The 16,987-nt window shown below is 67.8% G+C and carries 15 protein-coding genes; 7 read left to right on the forward strand and 8 right to left on the reverse strand.

What is annotated here, in order from left to right; translation table 11 throughout:
* Nucleotides 1-197: 197 nt before the first annotated feature.
* Nucleotides 198-1,994 (forward strand): DEAD/DEAH box helicase, encoded by a 1,797-nt coding sequence (locus AC07SQ_RS25525; RefSeq protein WP_495271739.1) that lies wholly within the window; start codon nt 198-200, stop codon nt 1,992-1,994.
* A gap of 196 nt (nt 1,995-2,190) precedes the next feature.
* On the opposite strand, the gene AC07SQ_RS25530 is transcribed toward AC07SQ_RS25525, so the two are convergent.
* On the reverse strand, nt 2,191-3,579 hold the full coding sequence (locus AC07SQ_RS25530) for a hypothetical protein (protein WP_495265879.1): 1,389 nt from the start codon (nt 3,577-3,579) through the stop codon (nt 2,191-2,193).
* Between the two features lie 130 nt (nt 3,580-3,709).
* Here AC07SQ_RS25530 and AC07SQ_RS25535 point away from each other — a divergent pair, with 130 nt between their 5' ends.
* Nucleotides 3,710-4,759, forward strand: coding sequence for an endonuclease/exonuclease/phosphatase family protein (locus AC07SQ_RS25535; protein ID WP_139702865.1), 1,050 nt, complete (start codon nt 3,710-3,712; stop codon nt 4,757-4,759).
* A gap of 9 nt (nt 4,760-4,768) precedes the next feature.
* Here AC07SQ_RS25535 and AC07SQ_RS25540 read toward each other — a convergent pair whose 3' ends face one another.
* The 5 genes from AC07SQ_RS25540 to AC07SQ_RS25560 all read right to left on the reverse strand — a co-directional run bounded on the left by AC07SQ_RS25540 (nt 4,769) and on the right by AC07SQ_RS25560 (nt 9,780).
* Nucleotides 4,769-5,968, reverse strand: coding sequence for a mandelate racemase/muconate lactonizing enzyme family protein (locus tag AC07SQ_RS25540; protein WP_062476010.1), 1,200 nt, complete (start codon nt 5,966-5,968; stop codon nt 4,769-4,771).
* 86 nt (nt 5,969-6,054) lie between these two features.
* A complete protein-coding gene (locus tag AC07SQ_RS25545; protein ID WP_062476013.1) occupies nt 6,055-7,065 on the reverse strand; it encodes a TRAP transporter substrate-binding protein in 1,011 nt (336 codons plus the stop codon).
* Between the two features lie 61 nt (nt 7,066-7,126).
* Nucleotides 7,127-8,428 (reverse strand): TRAP transporter large permease, encoded by a 1,302-nt coding sequence (locus tag AC07SQ_RS25550; RefSeq protein ID WP_070062487.1) that lies wholly within the window; start codon nt 8,426-8,428, stop codon nt 7,127-7,129.
* Nucleotides 8,425-8,976, reverse strand: a complete 552-nt coding sequence (locus AC07SQ_RS25555; RefSeq protein ID WP_223301408.1) for a TRAP transporter small permease — start codon at nt 8,974-8,976, stop codon at nt 8,425-8,427. Before AC07SQ_RS25555 ends, AC07SQ_RS25550 begins: the two co-directional genes overlap by 4 nt.
* Nucleotides 8,977-9,030: 54 nt before the next feature.
* Entirely contained in the window at nt 9,031-9,780 is a 750-nt protein-coding gene (locus tag AC07SQ_RS25560) for a FadR/GntR family transcriptional regulator (protein WP_062476018.1), read from the reverse strand.
* Between the two features lie 215 nt (nt 9,781-9,995).
* On the opposite strand from AC07SQ_RS25560, the gene AC07SQ_RS25565 reads away from it, so the two are divergent.
* From AC07SQ_RS25565 to AC07SQ_RS25585, 5 genes are all read left to right on the forward strand, one after another.
* Nucleotides 9,996-11,735 (forward strand): IlvD/Edd family dehydratase, encoded by a 1,740-nt coding sequence (locus AC07SQ_RS25565; RefSeq protein ID WP_062476021.1) that lies wholly within the window; start codon nt 9,996-9,998, stop codon nt 11,733-11,735.
* 298 nt (nt 11,736-12,033) lie between these two features.
* A complete protein-coding gene (locus tag AC07SQ_RS25570) occupies nt 12,034-12,945 on the forward strand; it encodes a 2-dehydro-3-deoxygalactonokinase (RefSeq protein WP_492741677.1) in 912 nt (303 codons plus the stop codon).
* Nucleotides 12,942-13,583 carry a 2-dehydro-3-deoxy-6-phosphogalactonate aldolase gene (locus AC07SQ_RS25575; protein ID WP_495271740.1) on the forward strand — a complete coding sequence of 214 codons (642 nt, stop codon included), beginning with the start codon at nt 12,942-12,944 and terminating at the stop codon, nt 13,581-13,583. Before AC07SQ_RS25570 ends, AC07SQ_RS25575 begins: the two co-directional genes overlap by 4 nt.
* Nucleotides 13,584-13,627: 44 nt before the next feature.
* Nucleotides 13,628-14,365 carry an aldolase gene (locus AC07SQ_RS25580; protein WP_095746253.1) on the forward strand — a complete coding sequence of 246 codons (738 nt, stop codon included), beginning with the start codon at nt 13,628-13,630 and terminating at the stop codon, nt 14,363-14,365.
* 113 nt (nt 14,366-14,478) lie between these two features.
* Nucleotides 14,479-14,805: a hypothetical protein gene (locus tag AC07SQ_RS25585; RefSeq protein WP_095746254.1), complete on the forward strand. Its 327-nt coding sequence runs from the start codon at nt 14,479-14,481 to the stop codon at nt 14,803-14,805.
* Nucleotides 14,806-14,814: 9 nt separating this feature from the next.
* Here the strand turns inward: AC07SQ_RS25585 and AC07SQ_RS25590 are convergent, their stop codons facing one another.
* Complete coding sequence (locus tag AC07SQ_RS25590; protein ID WP_495271741.1) at nt 14,815-15,522, reverse strand: SDR family oxidoreductase; 708 nt, start codon at nt 15,520-15,522, stop codon at nt 14,815-14,817.
* Between the two features lie 38 nt (nt 15,523-15,560).
* Nucleotides 15,561-16,985, reverse strand: coding sequence for an MATE family efflux transporter (locus tag AC07SQ_RS25595; protein ID WP_095746256.1), 1,425 nt, complete (start codon nt 16,983-16,985; stop codon nt 15,561-15,563).
* Nucleotides 16,986-16,987: the final 2 nt, after the last annotated feature.

Below are 16,987 nucleotides of genomic sequence, written 5' to 3' on the forward strand. Positions count from 1 at the left end.
CGACAATAGTCCTCGTTGCCGGGTCCAGTTGCCCGCAAACCGGCTCTCTGCCGGGGACGAAGAAAACCCCAAATCACCGCGGGTCTTCCGGCTCCCACCCCTGACCTTCATCTGCCTTGACTGGCTCGGCGTCACCCCAAAACGACGCCTGGCGGGCCGATGCCACTGCGCCGTGTATGGCGCTTGTTGTTTCCACAATGAATTTTGACGAACTGAAGCTGGCTCCCGCCATCTTGAAGGCTGTGCACGAGCACGGCTACGACACCCCCACCCCCATCCAGGCGCAAGCCATTCCCGTGGTCCTCGACGGCCACGACCTGCTGGGCGGCGCCCAGACCGGCACCGGCAAGACCGCGGCCTTCACCCTGCCGATGCTGCACAAGCTCACCATGAGCCGCAGCGCCACCAACAAGTTCGGCGGCATCGGCATCCGTGCCCTCGTGCTGACCCCCACGCGTGAACTCGCGGCCCAGGTCGAAGAGTCGGTGCGCACCTACGGCAAGTACCTGCAGCTCGACTCCACCGTGATCTTCGGTGGCGTGGGCATGAACCCGCAGATCAGCAAGCTCAAGAAGGGCGTCGACATCCTCGTGGCCACCCCCGGCCGCCTGCTCGACCTGCAGCAGCAGGGCATGCTCGACCTGAGCCAGGTCCAGATGCTGATCCTGGACGAAGCCGACCGCATGCTGGACATGGGCTTCATCCACGACGTGAAGAAGATCCTGGCCCTGGTGCCCAAGGAAAAGCAGAGCCTGCTGTTCTCGGCCACCTTCAGCGACGAGATCCGCGACCTCGCCGGCTCGCTGCTCAAGAACCCGCAGAGCATCCAGGTCACGCCGCGCAACACCACGGTGCAGCGCATCACGCAGGTGATCCACCCCGTGGGCCGCGGCAAGAAGAAGGCGCTGCTCGCGCACATCATCAACGAGAACAAGTGGAGCCAGGTGCTCGTGTTCACGCGCACCAAGTTCGGCGCCAACAGCGTGGCCGAATTCCTCACCAAGAACGGCATCGAGGCGATGGCGCTGCACGGCAACAAGAGCCAGAGCGCCCGCACGCAGGCGCTGGCCGGCTTCAAGAGCGGCGACATCCGCGCCCTGGTGGCCACCGACATCGCCGCGCGCGGCATCGACATCGATGAGCTGCCGCACGTCGTGAACTACGAAATCCCGAACGTCAGCGAAGACTACGTGCACCGCATCGGCCGCACCGGCCGCGCCGGTTCGAGCGGCGAGGCCGTGAGCTTCGTGTGCCTGGACGAAGAAGGCTTCATGCAGGAAATCGAACGCTTCACGAAGCAGACGATCCCGGTGCAGAAGGTCGAGGGCTTCGGTCCTGAAGAAGGCGAACGCGCCGAGCCGATCGCCATGGGTCGCCAGACGATCTGGGGCGGCGCCGGCCGTCCGCCGAGCCGCGAAGTCATGCAGGCAGCCGCCAAGGCCGCCCGCACCGAGATGATGTCGCGCATCCGCGAGAACAAGGCCGGCCAGGGTGGCGGCAACGGCGGTGGTGGCGGCGGCAATGGCGGCGGTCAACGCCGTGGTGGCGGCCAGGGCGGCGGTCAAGCCCGCAATGCCAACGGTGGCGGCCAAGGCCAGGGCCAGGGCCCGCGTGGCCAGGGCGCAGCCCGTCCCGCACAGGGCCGCGGCCCGCAGCAAGGCCAGCCGCGCGCACCGCAGCAGCCCCATCACCACGCCCCGCACGAAGAGCGCCAACCGCGCCATCACGGCAACAGCCACAGCCCGACGCAGGCCAACCAGGTCGCACACCTGCGCGCCGAAGCCGTTGCAGGCGGCGGCGCCGGCCAGCCGGACCCGCTGCGCACGAGCGTCGACCACATGGGTGGTCGCGGTCGCGGCGGCCGTCCGGGCGGCGGTGGCGGCTACGGCGGCAACCGGTCGGGTGGCGGTGGCCGCTCGGGTGGTGGCGGTGGCTACGGCGGCGGCGGTGGTGGCCGCTCCGGCGGCGGCGGTGGCCGTTCGTTCGGTCGCTGACAAGACACCGCGGGTGGCACGCCACCCGGAAATTGGAAAAGGGCACCTCGGTGCCCTTTTCTTTTGAGCTCCCGCAGGAGCAGCCGTCAGCGCGGCGGCGCCGCCTGCATCCGGGCCACGGGAGCCGGCGCGCCTGCGCAGGCCACGGCCAGACCAAGGCTGTGCAGCAGCGTGCGCCGATGCGCCGCGGCTGCGTTCACTGTTCGACTGCAGTGATCTTCTTGATGCCTTCTGAAGGCGGCTTGGCTGCGGCCTCCCGAAGCTGCAGGGCGTAGCCGTAGTCAGTCAGATAGACGTAGGTGTCGGTCCGTTCGAGCGAATCGGGCTGCATGCGGCACTCCAGGCGCCTGGCGTCGCCACTCAGGACAGGATGAAGCTCGGCAGCCGCACTCACGCCGACGACCTTGCAGACCGTCGTGTAGTCGTAGGTCACTCCGCCGATCATGCTGAACAAGCTCAGTTTCTTCGTCTCGTAGCGCAACTCCGAGCCCACGGCCATACGTTGCCAGTCGCCCGTCAACGTGAGATCGGTCATGGCCTGGCTGATCGTGTCAGAGCCAGGAAGAAAGTTGACGAAGCTGCTCAAGTCGACCAGGCCCAGGAATGAAGCGGTCTGCGACCGCGTGCCGTCCGCGGGGCCTGTGCCGGTCTTCGTCCGGGTTCGGAACATGGAAGCTGTCGCGTCCGGCGCAATCTGGAGCTCGTTGCGGGTCGGCGTCGTCTTCCCGTCGCGGGTCCATGTGCCTTCGAGCACGACGCGCTTCAGGCGCTTGGGCGCCGGTGGAAGCCCCAGCTGGGAAACAGCCTTCATCACCGCCGGGCTCGGCGGCGTCAGGCCTGCGGGATCAGGCAGCGCCTTGGCGCGAGAAGTGAAGGCAGGCAACACCTGCCCTGCCGAAGCACCGCTGCAGGCCGCCTTGAAGAGCGCCTTGTAGTCCGCATTCGTGTCGCCGCCGACCGTGTACGACTTCGCCCTGTCACCTTCAACCCGGCCGTCCGTAACGCGGCCGCGCTCGTCGATGTCGAAGCCACTCACCTGGGCATAGGATTGCGATTGGCACGCGAGCCTGAAGCGCTCGCGCTTCTGGCCAAAGGGTGCCCGGTAAGGCAGGTCGAAGTCCATGCGCGGATAGTCGAACGCGCCCCAGAAGAGCAAGGCGCCCTCGGAGGTCTCGACGCTCGCGATGTCGATGAGTGTGAATGTGCCGTCTGCGCCGCGTTGCACCTCGCGCCAATCGGGCGGGGTCGCGCGGCATGCGCGTTCGACCGCCGGCTGCGCTTTCAGGGCCAATGCCTGGCGCTCGTCCAGTTCCTTGCGCACGCCATACCGCCGGCCGGTCACCGGATAGCTGCGGCCGGTGCGCAGATCGGAGTAGAGCAACCACGCCTGGGGCGCATTGCACGCGACAGTGAAGTTGCGCGTCTCGGGCCCATCTTCCAGGGCAAAGGACACATGGTCCTCGACGCGCAGCAGGCTGTGTTCGACAAGGCTGCCGCCGAAGGACATCGACGGATGGCTCCTGGACGCGCAGCCCGCAACGAGCAGCGCCGCCACGGCGCAGATGGTGAGATGGATGAGCTTCATGCATTCCGCGCTGGGCGGCTCCCCGGTTTCGTTGTTGTTTCTTGCGGCCGGCCTCGCCATCGAGTGACATGGACGACATGGCGGGCGCACCTCAGCTTGAAATCCTAACCCGGGACACAATCGCGTTTCCATGCCATACATCCCGCCCAACTACGCCACGCTCTTCGTCGCGACCTGCAACCTGCTCAACCTCGCGAACCCCAACCGCGTGTACTACGAGAACCAGGACGCCTACAACGAGCGCGAATACGAACGCAAGATCGACTGGATCGGCGAGCGCATCCACGCGCTCAATGCCGACGTGCTCGCGGTGCAGGAGGTGTGGGACGAGGCCGCGCTGAAGGCCGCCATTGGCCGCAGCGGGCTGCGCTACGACTTCGTCTCGGTGCCGGGCGCCGAGAACTCGCCGCCGCCCGGCAGCCCGCCGGGCACGCCCGGACGGCCGGGCGCACAGGGCACGCCGCGCGTCGGCATCGTCACGCGGCTGCAGGTGGACAGCGTGCAGTCCTTCGTCGACTTTCCCGCGGGCTTCGGCGTCGAGGTGCCGGGCATCGGCCCGCACACGCGCTTCGAGCGCCCGCCCCTGCTGGCCACCGTGCGCATGAAGCACGGCCAGCAGGTGCATGTGCTGACGGTGCACCTGAAGTCCAAGCGCCCCAAGTTCCTGCAGGACGCGCAAGGCAACCACCTCGAAGACCGCGACGACCGCAAGATCGGCGCCATGGCCTCGCTGCGCTCGCTGCTGATGCGCGGCGCCGAGGCCGCGGCCCTGCGCTGCATCGTGATCGACCTGCTGCAGGGCACCAACGTGCCGCTGGTGGTGATGGGCGACTTCAACGACAACCCGCACAGCGTGACCACGCAGCTGGTGGCCGCCACCTCCGAAGTGGCCTACGACAAGGCCGCGCGCGACGTGGCGCTGTTCAACGCCTACGAGATGCAGGGCGAGTCGGCGCTGAAGAAGGACGTGGCTTATTCGCACATCCACCAGGGCTTTCCGGACGTGCTCGACCAGATCCTGGTGAGCGAGGAGTTCGTCGCCAGCAGCCGCCACAGCCTGGGCGACGTGCGCCGCGTCGACTACTTCAACGACCACCTGCACGAAGGCCGCGACCGCTCGCGCTCGGACCACGGCTTCGTGCGCGCCCTGCTGCGGCTGCGCACCGACGACAACCGCTGACGAACCGCGCTACGCCGCCTTCGACACCCGCACGATCGCGTCGGCGCGCTTGTGCAGGTCGGGCAGCAGCTCCAGGCCGAGGCCGGGCTTGTCATTGAGGCTGATCATGCCGTTCTCGACCTTCGGCAGCTCGGTGACGAGTTCCTTGTACCAGCCGGTGAAGAAGGCGCGCACGCTCTCCTGGATGAGCGCATTGGGCGCATGCAGGCTCAGGTGCGTGGACGCGGCCCAGACCACCGGCCCCGTGCAGTCGTGCGGTGCCACGGGCAGTTGCCAGGCGTCGGCCATGGCGGCGATCTTGCGCGCCTCGGTGAGGCCGCCGCACCAGCTCAGGTCGAGCATCGCGACCCCGGCCACGCCGGTCTGCAGGTAGTCCTTGAAGCCCCACTTGTAGCTCAGCGTCTCGCTGGCGCAGACGAGCGCCTGGCAGTCCTTCGCGTACTGCTTGAGCAGGTCCAGGCTGTCCATGCGGATCGCGTCCTCGTGCCAGAAGGTGTCGAACTCCTGCAGCGCGCGCGCGATCTTCTGCGCCATCGGCAGCCGCCACAGGCTGTGGAACTCGACCATGATGTCCATCTTGCCGCCCACCGCCTGGCGGATCTTGCGGAAGGGCTCGAGCGCGGTGTCGAGATCGGCGTTGCTGATGTACTGCCCGTGGCTCTTTTCCGCCGCCGGGTCGAAGGGCCAGATCTTCATGGCCGTGATGCCTTCGGACAGCAGCGACTCGGCCAGTTCGTCGGCATGGTGCAGGAAGCCCTGCAGGTCTTCGTACGGCCCGTTGTTGTTGGCCAGACCCCAGTTCGAGCTGGTCTGGTTGGTGGCGCTGCGGATGTACTGGTAGCCCGCGCAGGTGTTGTAGATGCGGATCGCATCGCGGCTCTTGCCGCCCAGCGCCGTGTGCACCGGCATGTTGGCGGCCTTGCCGAACAGGTCCCACAGCGCGATGTCGACGGCCGAGTTGCCGCGCGTTTCCACGCCCGATCCGCGCCAGCCCAGGTAGCCCGTGATGTCGCGGTTGCGCGCCTCGATCTGCAGCGGGTCGGTGCCCAGCAGCTTCAGCGCCGCCCATTCGTGCAGGTAGGCCTCGACCGCTTCGGCGCCCATGAAGGTCTCGCCGAGGCCGACCAGGCCCTCGTCGGTGTGCAGGCGCACCCACAGGATGTTGGGAAACTCGCCGAGGCGGATGGTTTCGAGCTGCGTGATTTTCATGACAAGGATTCCGCAAAAAGAAAAAGCCGCAGCGGCAGGTGCCGCGCGGCTCTTGCACACATTCAGCGCATGGCCGAAAACCTCGGTCAGCCCCCGCGCGCCTTCTTCAGCGCGTCGGTGACCACGCCCACGGCTTCCGTGCCGATGTTGGGCACGTTCTTGTCGTACACGGGCTTGACCTTCTCCAGCATGCGCTTCTGTTCGGCCGCCGAGACTTCGTTCACCGTCATGGTCTTGCGCAGGCTGGCGAGCGACTTCTCGTTGAGCGCCCGGTTGGCTTCGCGCTGGACCTTCTGGCCTTCCTTCGCGGCCTCGCGCAGCACCGCCTGCTCCTGCGGGTTGAGCTGGTCCCAGAGCTTCTTGCTGTAGAGGATGAGGAAGGGCGTGTAGGCGTGGCGCGTCACGCTCAGGTACTTCTGGACCTCGCTGAACTTGGAGGTCTCGATGGTCACGAAGGGGTTCTCCTGGCCGTCGATGGTGCGGGTCTCGAGTGCGGTGAACACCTCGCCGAAGGCCATGGGCACGGCGTTGGCACCCAGGGTCTTGAACGAATCGAGGAAGATGTTGTTCTGCATCACGCGCAGCTTCACGCCTTCGAAGTCCTCCGCCTTGGCCACGGGCTTCTTGCTGTTGGTGAGGTTGCGGAAGCCGTTCTCCCAGTAGGCCAGGTTCACGAGACCGGCGGCTTCGAGCTTCTTGTTGAAGTACTCGCCCGCGGGGCCGTCGAGCACCGCGTCGGCCTCCTTCTCGTTGGCGAACAGGAACGGCAGGTCGAAGGCGCCGAGCTCCTTCACGATGCCCACCAGCGGCGAGCTCGACGTGCACACCATTTCCTGCGTGCCCGCGCGCAGGGCCTGCGTGGCCGGCAGGTCGCCGCCCGCGGCGCCGCCCCAGAAGGCCGTGATCTTCATCTTGCCGCCGGTCTTGGCCGCCAGCACTTCCTGCATCTTCTTCACGCCCACGCCCACGGGGTGGTCTTCGTTCACGCCGTTGGTGAACTTGATCGTGCGTTCGGCAAACTGCGCGAGGGCGCCAGTCGACGCCAGCAGGCCGCCGGCCACGAGGGCGGCGGTCATCAGGGTTCTGCGAAACAACATGCTTGTCTCCTTCGATTCGAGGGGTTGGTTGAACGAACTGACTGACAGGAAAAACGAAGAACTAGCGCCCCATCCACCACTGCAACGGCACGGTCACGAGCTGCGGGAAGAACACCAGCGTGAACAGCACCACCAGGTGGGCGATGAAGAAGGGCATCACGCCCTTGAAGGCATCGTCCATCGAGATGCGCGCCACGCCGCTCACCACGTTGAGCACCGTGCCCACGGGCGGCGTGATCAGGCCGATGGCGTTGTTCATGATGAACAGCACGCCGAAGTACACCGGGTCGATGCCGGCCTTGAGCACCACGGGCATCAGCACCGGCGTGAGGATGAGCACGGTGGGCGTGAAGTCGAGCGCGGTGCCCACGATGACGATCAGCACCATCATCACGAACATCAGCAGCGTCTTGTTGTCCAGGAAGGGCTCCAGCAGCGACACCACCTCGGTCGGGATGTTGGCCACCGTGATGAGCCAGGCGCTCACCATCGCGGCGGCCACGAGGAACATCACCACCGCGGTGGTCTTGCCCGCCGCGAGCGTGAGGCGGTACAGGTCTTTGACCTTGAGCTCGCCGTAGATGAAGAGGCCCACCACGAGCGAATAGACGGCCGCGACCACGGCGGCTTCGGTCGGCGTGAAGACGCCGAACTTCATGCCGCCGATGATGATGATCGGCAGCGCCAGCGCCAGGCTGCCCTGCGCCGTGACCTTCAGCCGCTCGCCCCAGGGCACGCGCGGCGAGGACTTCACGTTGTCCTTCCGGGCCACGATCCACCAGGCCACGCCCACTGCGAGCCCCATCAGGATGCCGGGCACGATGCCCGCGAGGAACAGCTTGGTGATCGACACGTTGCCCGCCACGCCGAACACGATGAGCCCGATCGACGGCGGGATCACCGGCGCGATGATGCCGCCCGCGGCGATGAGGCCGGCCGAACGGTTCATCTGGTAGCCGGCGGCCTTCATCATCGGGATGAGGAGCGCGGCGAGCGCGGCCGTGTCGGCCACGGCCGAACCCGACAGCGAGGCCATGATGATCGCGGCCAGCACCGCCACATAGCCCATGCCGCCGCGGTAGTGGCCGACCCAGGCCATCGCCAGGTTGACGATGCGCCGGCTGAGCCCGCCCGCGTTCATGAACTCGCCGGCCAGGAGGAAGAACGGCACCGCGAGCAGCGGGAAGTTGTCGGCGCCATCGACAAAACGCTGCGCAATGATCTGGCTGTCGAAGGCCGGCAGGCCGCCGGTGTAGGCCAGCCAGCCCATCAGCGAGACACCGCACACCAGCAGCGAGTACGAGATCGGAATGCCCAGTGCCATGGCGCCGAGCAGGGAGACGATGAAGATCGTGACGGTCATTGCGCCACCTTCCCGTGTGCGGCGGCGTCGAGCACCTGTTCTTCGGATTCCATGATCTGGATCAGCTCCTGGTCGGGCACCCGGCCCCTGAACAATCGCCAGAGCTTGTCGATGTTGAAGAGGGCCATCACCACCGACACCACGTAGCCGATGCCGTAGACCCAGATCATCGAGATGCCCACCACGGGCGAGATGTTGGTCACCTGCAGCTCGTGCATCTCGTAGGTGCCCATGAAGAAGAGCACGTTGCAGAACAGCATGAGCGACTGGCTCAGGAAGAAGCAGACCTTCTTGCCCATGAGCGGCAGGTGCTTGATGAGCGTGTCGACGCCCAGGTGCGCGCCGTCGCGCATGGCCACCATGGCGCCGATGTAGGTGAGCCAGATGAAGCAGTAGCGCGACATCTCGTCCGACACCGAAATGCCCGAATTGAAACCGTAGCGCAGCACCACGTTGCCGAACACCATGACGACCATCGCCACCATGCACACGACGACGAGGAACTCCAGCAGGCGAAAAAATCCGTCGATAGCCCTTTGCATCAGCATCTGCGTCTCCTGACTTTCCAGTGTTGTTATGGGATGTCTGCGCGGCCGCCGCGTCTAGAGCGGGAAGGCCTTCAGCTGCGTCGCCGGGCGGCTGATGCGCGGAATCTTCTTGCGCGAGGCCAGCACCGTCTCGATGTCGTGGCGCGCACCGTCGATGAGCACCAGCACGGCTTTTTCGGCGGCGGCCGGATCGCGTGCGATCACGGCGTCGAGCACCGCGCGGTGCAACGGCAGCGAACTCGCGGGCCCGTTCTTGCGGGTGGTCGAAATCTCGAAGCTGGTGCGCAGCAGCGCGCCCAGCGCACGGCTCATCTGCACCAGCATGCGGTTGTGGCTGGAGCGGATGAGGCCCTGGTGAAAGCGCAGGTCGGGCGTGATGTAGTCGCCGCCGAATTCGATGGCGCGCTTCATGCCCGCGTAGGCGTCTTCCATGTCGGCGATGTCTTCGGCGGTGGCGCGCTGGGCGGCCAGCGCCACCGCGGCGGGCTCCACCACGCGGCGCAGGTCCTGCAGGTCGCGCAGGAACTCGGCCGACAGGCCCGCCTGCGTCTGCCACACGATGACGTCGGCGTCGAACCAGTTCCACTGGTCGGGCGGCTGCACGCGCGTGCCCACCTTCGGGCCGCTGGTCACCAGGCCCTTGGCGATCAGCGACTTGATCGATTCGCGCACCACGGTTCGGCTCACGCCGAGCTCTTCGCACAAGAGCGGCTCCGGCGGAATCGACGCGCCGGGCGCATAGCGGCCCGCGACGATGTCGCTGCCGATGCGGTCGACCGTGTTGCCGTGAACGTTCTTGATCATGCCTGCCTGTGGGTGTGTGGTTCTGGTGGTGTCCGGTGCCTGTTTGCCTGCCCGTATCGGGGCCGGATTCAGGCAGCTCCTGCCTGTGCCGGCCACTCGAAAACCCTGAATGCGCGACAGCTCGTCACGCTTATCATATGATGATTGAAACCGGCGTCCCGCAGGAAAAACCCTGAGGATTTCCGCAAAGCATCAACGACGAAGAGACACATCCCATGAGCAACGCCCCGAAGAAAAAGCCCGCCAGCGAACTGCGCAGCCAGCAGTGGTTCGGACGCCACGACCGCGACGGTTTCATCTACCGCAGCTGGATGAAGGGCAAGGGCGTGCCGCACGACCAGTTCGACGGTCGCCCGGTCATCGGCATCTGCAACACCTTCAGCGAACTCACGCCCTGCAACTCGCACTTCCGCACGCTCGCCGAGCAGGTGAAGATCGGCGTGTACGAGGCCGGCGGCTTCCCGCTCGAGTTCCCGGTGATGTCGCTGGGCGAGACGCTCTTGCGCCCCACCGCCATGCTGTACCGCAACCTCGCGAGCATGGACGTCGAGGAAAGCATTCGCGGCAACCCGCTCGATGGCGTGGTGCTGCTCATGGGCTGCGACAAGACCACGCCCGCGCTGATGATGGGCGCGGCCAGCGTCGATCTGCCGACCATCGGCGTGTCGGGCGGCCCGATGCTCTCGGGCAAGTGGCGCGGCCAGGAGCTGGGCTCGGGCACCGGCGTGTGGCAGATGAGTGAGCAGGTGCGCGCCGGCACGCTCAAGCTGCAGGACTTCTTCGAGGCCGAGAGCTGCATGCACCGCAGCCACGGCCACTGCATGACGATGGGCACGGCCAGCACCATGGCCAGCATGGTCGAGTCGCTGGGCATCGGCCTGCCGGGCAACGCGGCCTACCCTGCCGTCGACGGCCGGCGCAACGTGCTGGCGCGCCAGGCGGGCCGGCGCATCGTCGACATGGTGCATGAAGACCTGAACATGTCGAAGATCCTCACGCGCCAGGCGATCGAGAACGCGATCAAGGTCAACGCGGCCATCGGCGGTTCGACCAACTTCGTGATCCACCTGCTGGCCATTGCGGGGCGCATGGGTGTCGAGCTCACGCTCGACGACTTCGACCGCCTCGCCGCCGACCTGCCTTGCCTCGTGAACCTGCAGCCCTCGGGCCAGTTCCTGATGGAAGACTTCTGCTACGCGGGCGGCCTGCCGGTGGTCATCAAGGAAATCGCCGACCACCTGCACAAGGACATCCTGACCGTCACCGGCCAAAGCGTGTGGGAGAACGTGAAGGACGCCGAGAACTACAACCCGCAGGTCATCCGCACCCAGGCCGAGCCCTTCAAGGACAAGGCCGGCATCTGCGTGCTGCGCGGCAACCTCGCGCCCAACGGCGCCATCATCAAGCCCAGCGCGGCCACGCCCGAGCTGCTCGTGCACAAGGGCCGCGCGGTGGTGTTCGAAAGCGCCGACGACCTGCACAAGCGCATCGACGACGAGAACCTGGACATCGACGAGCACTGCATCATGGTGCTCAAGAACTGCGGCCCCAAGGGCTACCCCGGCATGGCCGAGGCGGGCAACATGCCGCTGCCGCCGAAGGTGCTGCGCAAGGGCATCACGGACATGGTCCGCATCAGCGACGCACGCATGAGCGGCACGGCCTACGGCACCGTCGTTCTGCACACCGCGCCCGAAGCGGCTGCGGGCGGCCCGCTGGCTCTGGTGCAGGACGGCGACATCGTCGAGCTCGACGTGCCGAACCGCAAGCTGCACCTGCATGTGAGCGACGAGGAACTGGCGAAGCGCCGCGCGAAGTGGGTGGCGCCCAAGGCCCCGCTCGATTCGGGATACTGGAAGCTGTACGTCGACACGGTGCTGCAGGCCGACCAGGGAGCGGACCTGGCCTTTCTGCGTGGTCGTCGTGGGGCTTTTGTGCCGCGAGACAATCACTGATTTGGAGAGATCCAGGGCGCGCTCCCGCCGACGGGGTACCTTGCTCCGCGAATGTCCCCCGCCCTTCGGGCTCCTCCTTGATTTCGCTGCGCAAGGCACCCCATCGACGTGAGCGTTGTTCGCTGCAGTCGTTGATCGGCACGCACAACAACCGCGCCTCCAGTGCTCAGGGCACTGGGTGCTTCCCGCAGCGAAATCAAGGAGGAGGCCGCAGGCCGGGGGACATTCGCGGAGGGAAGTACCCGGTGTCCTGGGCACGCGCCCCGAACAAACTCTCGAAACGCAACAGACGACAGACATGACAAGACTCATCGCCATCGACTGGGGCACAAGCTCGCTACGCGGTGCATTGCTCGACCCGAGCGGGCAGGTCATCGAAGAGCGCAGCGACGCCCGCGGCATCCTCACCGTGCCCGAGGGCGGCTTTCCTGCCGTGTTCGAGTCACTGTTCGGCGACTGGATGCGCCTGGAAGACACGCGCTGCCTGATCTCCGGCATGGCCGGCAGCAAGCAGGGCTGGGTCGAAGCGCCCTACTGCCCCTGCCCCGCGGGCCGCGTCGAAGTAGGCCGCAGCATCATCGCCACAGACGCCATCCCCGGCGCGCGCATCGCCATCGTGCCCGGCCTGAGCGACGAGCACGCCGGCGTGCCCGACGTGATGCGCGGCGAAGAGGTGCAGATCCTCGGCGCCATGACGATCACCGGCCTGGACGACGGCGTCTTCGTGCTGCCCGGCACCCACAACAAATGGGCCACGGTCAAGAAGGGCCGCGTCGCCGGCTTTCGCACCTACATGACGGGCGAGTTCTACGCGCTGCTGAGCCAGCACTCGATCCTGGGGCGCACGCTCGACGCGGCCGCGCCACTCGACGAAGCCGCGTTCCTCGAAGGCGTGACGCGCTCCGAGAACGGCCACGGCCTGTTGCACAACGCTTTCGGCACGCGCACGCTCGCGCTGTTCGAGCGCATGCCCAAGGAAGAGCTGTCGAGCTACCTCTCGGGCCTGCTCATCGGCGAAGAGCTGCGCACGCAATCGGTACAGGCCGTCGGCGAGGTCGTGCTGATCGGCTCTTCCACCCTCACCCAGCGCTACACCCTGGCCCTGCGCGCCACCGGCGTCGCCACGCGCACGCTCGGCGCCGAAGCCACCTGGGCCGGACTGCACACGCTGTCCGGCTTCCTCGACACCGACAGGACACCCGCCCCATGACCACGCCCCTCGATAAATTCAACGCCGCGATGCAGGCCCTGCCGCTGGTGGCCATCCTGCGCGGCCTCTCGCCCGCCGAAGCCGCCGACGTGGGCGACGCCATCGTCGAACCCGGCTTCCGGTTGCTCGAAGTGCCGCTCAATTCGCCGCAGCCGCTGGAGAGCATCGCGCTGATGCTCCAGCGCTTTCCCACCGCGCTGGTCGGCGCGGGCACGGTGCTTGAAGCAAAGCAGGTGCGCGAGGTGCATGCGGCCGGCGGCGAGCTGATCGTGTCGCCCAACTTCAATGCTGAAGTCATCGCCGAGGCCGCGCGCCTGGGCATGGCCTGCCTGCCCGGCGTGATGACGCCGACCGAGGCCTTCGGCGCGCTCGCGGCCGGTGCCACGGGCCTCAAGCTGTTCCCGGCCGAGCTGGCCTCCCCCGCCGTGGTGAAGGCCTTGCTCGCGGTGCTGCCCGCCGGCACGCCCGTGATGCCCGTGGGCGGCATCGCGCCCGACAACATGGGCGCATGGCGCGCGGCCGGCGCGGCCGGCTTCGGCATCGGCTCGTCGCTCTACAAGCCCGGCAAGACCGCCGCCGCCGTGCGCGAGGACGCGCAGCGCTTCGTGGCGGCCTGGGCCGGGCTGGTCCGCGCCTGATCCAACACACCCCGTCCACCACAAGAAAGAAGGAGACCCCCGCGATGTCCGCCGATTCCGAATACGCCAGCCCCGCCGTGCGCCAGTTGCGCGAAGACCTCGCGCTCGCATTGCGCGCCGCGGCCCACCACGGGCTGTCCGAAGGTGTGTGCAACCATTTCAGCGTGTTGCTGCCGGGCGCGCAGGACCGCTACCTCATCAACCCGCGCGGGCTGCACTGGAGCGAGATCGGTCCCGACGACATCGTGCTGATCGACGTGCACGGCGAAGTGCTCGCAGGCCGTCATCGCGTGGAACCCACCGCCCTCTTCATCCACGGCGCGGTGCACCGGCTCACGGGCCACGCCGTGGTGCTGCACTGCCACATGCCCTACGCGACGGCGCTGACGCTCACGGTCGACCGCGCGCTCGACCCGACCGCCAGCCAGAACGCCATGCGCTACATGAACCGCATCGCCATCGACGCCGAGTACAACGGCCTGGCACTGGACGACGCCGAGGGCGAGCGCATCGCGCGCGCCATGGCGGGCAAGGACGTGGCCTTTCTCGCGAACCACGGCGTGATCGTGGCGGGCGGCACCATCGCCCACGCCTACGACGACCTGTACTACCTGGAGCGCGCCTGCCTGCACCAGGTGATCGCGCAATCGACCGGGCGCCCGCTGGTGCCGGTCAACGCCAAGCTGGCCGCGCATGTGGCGGCGCAGATCCAGGGCGAGCGGGAACAGTCCGACCTGTTCTTCGAAGCCCTGCGGCGCATGCTGCCGGCCCCGCAACGCTGAAAGAGCGTGAGCGCAGCGGCTTACAGCTCTTCATGCGATTTCGCTTCCGGCTTACAAGAACTTCACATAATGGCGCGACGATGAGGCATCGCAATCACTCCCCAGGAGTCGCCATGAAAAAACTGACATTCGCCTTCGGTGCTGCCGCCCTGCTGTCGCTGGCCGCCCTCACCGCGCCGGCCCATGCCCAGGCCGGCGGCCCGTTCATCCAGGCCCAGGTGTACGTGACACCAGCGCCGCCGCCGCGCCATCACTACTACGCCCCGCCGCCGCCTCCGCGCCACTACCACCCGGGCTACTACGACGGTCCGCGCCGCCACGGCTACTACGACCACGGCCGCCGCGATTGGGAAGGCCGTCGCCACGGCCGCCGGGACAACGACGGCGACGGTGTGCCCAACCGTTACGACCGCCGCCCCAACAACCCCTACCGCTACTGACGCACGCCCTCAGGCCGGCGGGCTCGCATAGGCGGGCCGCTCGGTCGACAGGCTCTGCTTGAGCTGGCGCGTGACCTCGTCGGCCAGCACCTCGGGCAGCCCCGCTTCCACGCCCGCCAGCGCCTGGCGCGCGGCGTCATCGGGCGAGGTCTTGGGACCGGGCAGGCGCGCCGCCATGTCGGTGTCCATGAGCGCCACGTGCAGGCTCGTGACCTGCGTGCCCTGCCCCGCCAGTTCGTTGCGCAAGCCGTTGCTCAGCGACCAGGCCGCCGACTTGGTGGCGCTGTAGGTCGCCACGCCGGGGAACGTCGTCCAGGCCAGGGCCGACAGCACGTTGAGGACCGCACCACCGCCATTCGACGCGAGCACCGGCGCAAAGGCCTGTGTGAGCGCCCAGGGGCCGAAGAAGTTGGTCTCGAACTCGGCGCGCGCCGCGGCCACCGCGTCGGGCGATCCCAGGAAGCTCGATCCGCGCGAGATGCCCGCGTTGTTGACCAGCAGCGTCACGTCGCCGCAGGTGCGCACCGCGGCCTCGATCTGCGCGGGCTGCGTCACGTCGAGCGCCACGGGCACGACGCCCGCGAGCGTGATGCTCTTGGGGTCGCGCGCGGCCCCGTAGACCTTGCGCGCGCCGGCCGCGAGCGCCGCCTTGGCGAACGCCAGGCCGAGCCCCCGGTTGGCGCCGGTGATGAAGACGACGGAATCCTTGATCTGCATGACGAGCCTTTCGTTGATGAAGAGATAGCGAGAGCGCTTCAGGCCTGCGCCACGCGGCGCAGCAACCCTTGGGTCGTGCGCGGCCAGCCGACGCGGCCGAACCACGCACCGCCCGCGATGGCCGAGGCGATGACGATGCCGTACACCACCAGCGCCACGCCCTGCGCCGCGAACACGCCGGTGAGCCCGCCGCCCCAACGCAGCGCCAGCCAGCCGCCCGTGCCCGCAACGGCGAGCCGCGCGATGTTGCCGAGCACCGGCCACAGCAGCCGGCCCGCACCCTGCGACGCGAAGTACAGCACCAGCCCGACGCCGAAGAAACCGTACAGCGGCCCCACCACGCGCAGGTAGTGTGCGCCGGTCTCGAGCATCACGGGGTCGTGGCCGAACAGCATCAGCCACGGACGCGGGAACAGCGCGGCGGCCAGCCCGATGACCTCGGCCATGCCGAAGGCCAGCGCCGCGCCAGCCCAGGTGGCACGCAGCGCGCGCTCGCGCAGCCCCGCGCCCATGCAGGTGCCGACCATCGCGACCAGCGGCGCGCCGAGGCCGAACACCAGCGGCACCAGCAGGTACTCGAGCCGCGACGCGGTGCCGTAGCCGGCCAGCGCGCCCGCGCCGAAATGGCCGGTGAGCGCGGTGGCGATGCCGATCGACAGGTTGGTCGCCACCGTCGACACCGTGCCCACCAGCCCGATGCGCAGGATGTCGCGGAACAGCGGCCAGCGCATCTGGAACGCCGCCAGCGTGGGCCGCAGCAGGCTGCGCGGCGAGCGCAGGTAGGCGATGAGTGCGAGCGAGCCCAGCAGGTAGTACAGCAGCAGCGCCAGCGCCCCGCCCGCGATGCCCATGCCGCCCCACGGCCCGATGCCGAAGATCAGGAGCGGCGACGCGGGAATGAGGAACACCACGCCCACCACCGTCACGTTGGCCGGCACCGCCATGTTGCCGGTGCCGCGGATGATGGCGGACAGCGAGTTGAAGAGCCACACCAGCACCGCGCCCGCGAACACCCAGTTCGAATACGTGAGCGCGGCTTCCAGCGCCGCGCCGGTGCCGCCCATCACGCCGTACAGCCAGCGCCCGCCCAGCAGCAGCGCGAGCGTGAAGCACAGGCCGAAGCCGATCGCGATGACCACCGCATGCCACACCAGCGCATCGGCGTCGCCCCGGCGGCGCGCGCCCAGCGCACGCGCGATCGACGAGGCGATGCCGCCGCCCATCGCGCCGCTGGAGGTCATCTGCATCAGCATGACGATGGGGAACACCAGCGCCATGCCGGCCAGCGCGTCGGTGCCGAGCTTGCCGACGAAGTAGGTCTCGATGAGCCCGACGGAGGCCTGCGCCAGCATCACGAGCACATTGGGCGCGGCCAGCCGCAGCAGCGTGGGGATGATGGGCGCCTCGAGCAGGCGGCGCGTGCGCGGGTCGAGGTCGCCGTTCGCTTGTTGGGGGGTGGTCATGC

Source organism: Variovorax sp. GW821-FHT06D12 (genome assembly GCF_059419205.1).